1 rRNA gene is annotated in these 2,975 nt (G+C 57.1%); it reads right to left on the reverse strand.

The features are described 5' to 3' along the window. Positions 1-2,734: ribosomal RNA gene (locus ACIRS4_RS36130) — 23S ribosomal RNA — on the reverse strand; the annotation flags it as partial. Positions 2,735-2,975: the final 241 nt, after the last annotated feature.

The following is a 2,975-nucleotide window of genomic DNA, read 5'->3' on the forward strand; positions in this document are numbered from 1 at the left end:
GAGCCGACATCGAGGTGCCAAACCATCCCGTCGATATGGACTCTTGGGGAAGATCAGCCTGTTATCCCCGGGGTACCTTTTATCCGTTGAGCGACGGCGCTTCCACAAGCCACCGCCGGATCACTAGTCCCGACTTTCGTCCCTGCTCGACCCGTCGGTCTCACAGTCAAGCTCCCTTGTGCACTTACACTCAACACCTGATTGCCAACCAGGCTGAGGGAACCTTTGGGCGCCTCCGTTACTCTTTAGGAGGCAACCGCCCCAGTTAAACTACCCATCAGACACTGTCCCTGATCCGGATCACGGACCCAGGTTAGACATCCAGCACGACCAGACTGGTATTTCAACGACGACTCCACACCAACTGGCGTTGGCGCTTCAAAGTCTCCCAGCTATCCTACACAAGCCGAACCGAACACCAATATCAAACTGTAGTAAAGGTCCCGGGGTCTTTCCGTCCTGCTGCGCGAAACGAGCATCTTTACTCGTAGTGCAATTTCACCGGGCCTATGGTTGAGACAGTCGAGAAGTCGTTACGCCATTCGTGCAGGTCGGAACTTACCCGACAAGGAATTTCGCTACCTTAGGATGGTTATAGTTACCACCGCCGTTTACTGGCGCTTAAGTTCTCAGCTTCGCCGACCCGAAGGTCGACTAACCGGTCCCCTTAACGTTCCAGCACCGGGCAGGCGTCAGTCCGTATACATCGCCTTACGGCTTCGCACGGACCTGTGTTTTTAGTAAACAGTCGCTTCTCGCTGGTCTCTGCGGCCACCCCCAGCTCAGGAAGTAAATTCCATCACCGGATGTGGCCCCCCTTCTCCCGAAGTTACGGGGGCATTTTGCCGAGTTCCTTAACCATAGTTCACCCGAACGCCTCGGTATTCTCTACCTGACCACCTGAGTCGGTTTAGGGTACGGGCCGCCATGAAACTCGCTAGAGGCTTTTCTCGACAGCATAGGATCATCCACTTCACCGCAATCGGCTCGGCATCAGGTCTCAGACTATTGCCAGGCGGATTTACCTACCTGACGTCCTACACCCTTACCCCGGGACAACCACCGCCCGGGCTGGACTACCTTCCTGCGTCACCCCATCACTCACCTACTGCAAGTCTGGTTCGTCGGCTCCACCACTCCCCTTTGCCCGAAGGCTCCGGGGCGGCTTCACGGACTTAGCATCGCCTGGTTCGATGTTTGACGCTTCACAGCGGGTACCGGAATATCAACCGGTTATCCATCGACTACGCCTGTCGGCCTCGCCTTAGGTCCCGACTTACCCTGGGCAGATCAGCTTGACCCAGGAACCCTTAGTCAATCGGCGCACACGTTTCTCACGTGTGTATCGCTACTCATGCCTGCATTCTCACTCGTGAACCGTCCACAACTACCTTCCGGTGCTGCTTCACCCGGCACACGACGCTCCCCTACCCATCACAGCCGGCGTTGGCCGTATTGCTGCAATGACACGACTTCGGCGGTACGCTTGAGCCCCGCTACATTGTCGGCGCGGAATCACTAGACCAGTGAGCTATTACGCACTCTTTCAAGGGTGGCTGCTTCTAAGCCAACCTCCTGGTTGTCTGTGCGACTCCACATCCTTTCCCACTTAGCGTACGCTTAGGGGCCTTAGTCGATGCTCTGGGCTGTTTCCCTCTCGACCATGGAGCTTATCCCCCACAGTCTCACTGCCGCGCTCTCACTTACCGGCATTCGGAGTTTGGCTAAGGTCAGTAACCCGGTAGGGCCCATCGCCTATCCAGTGCTCTACCTCCGGCAAGAAACACACGACGCTGCACCTAAATGCATTTCGGGGAGAACCAGCTATCACGGAGTTTGATTGGCCTTTCACCCCTAACCACAGGTCATCCCCCAGGTTTTCAACCCTGGTGGGTTCGGTCCTCCACGAAGTCTTACCTCCGCTTCAACCTGCCCATGGCTAGATCACTCCGCTTCGGGTCTTGAGCGCGCTACTGAATCGCCCTGTTCGGACTCGCTTTCGCTACGGCTTCCCCACTCGGGTTAACCTCGCAACACACCGCAAACTCGCAGGCTCATTCTTCAAAAGGCACGCAGTCACGAGACACCAAGCAAGCTTGATGTCCGACGCTCCCACGGCTTGTAGGCACACGGTTTCAGGTACTATTTCACTCCGCTCCCGCGGTACTTTTCACCATTCCCTCACGGTACTATCCGCTATCGGTCACCAGGGAATATTTAGGCTTAGCGGGTGGTCCCGCCAGATTCACACGGGATTTCTCGGGCCCCGTGCTACTTGGGTGTCTCTCAAACGAGCCGCTGACGTTTCGACTACGGGGGTCTTACCCTCTACGCCGGACCTTTCGCATGTCCTTCGCCTACATCAACGGTTTCTGACTCGTCCTGTCGCCGGCAGACGACAGAAGAGAGATCCCACAACCCCCACGACGCAACCCCTGCCGGGTCTCACACGTCGTAGGTTTGGCCTCATCCGGTTTCGCTCGCCACTACTCCCGGAATCACGGTTGTTTTCTCTTCCTGCGGGTACTGAGATGTTTCACTTCCCCGCGTTCCCTCCACACTGCCTATGTGTTCAGCAGCGGGTGACAGCCCATGACGACTGCCGGGTTTCCCCATTCGGAAACCCCCGGATCAAAGCCTGGTTGACGACTCCCCGGGGACTATCGTGGCCTCCCACGTCCTTCATCGGTTCCTGGTGCCAAGGCATCCACCGTGCGCCCTTAAAAACTTGGCCACAGATGCTCGCGTCCACTGTGCAGTTCTCAAACAACGACCAGCCACCCATCACCCCGAACCCTTACGGTCCGAGTGCACTGGGGCCGGCATCGAGGGAGTTCATTCCCTCAGACACCCAACAGCGTGCCCGGCACCCTCGCCGCTTCCCTCATTCGTTCCACGCCCCGAAGAGCAGTACTGGAAGGAGAAGACAGTCAAGAGTGCCGAATAATCAACGTTCCACCCATGAGCAACCAGCA

This window comes from Streptomyces sp. NPDC101166, from assembly GCF_044768125.1.
Taxonomy (GTDB): Bacteria; Actinomycetota; Actinomycetes; order Streptomycetales; family Streptomycetaceae; genus Streptomyces.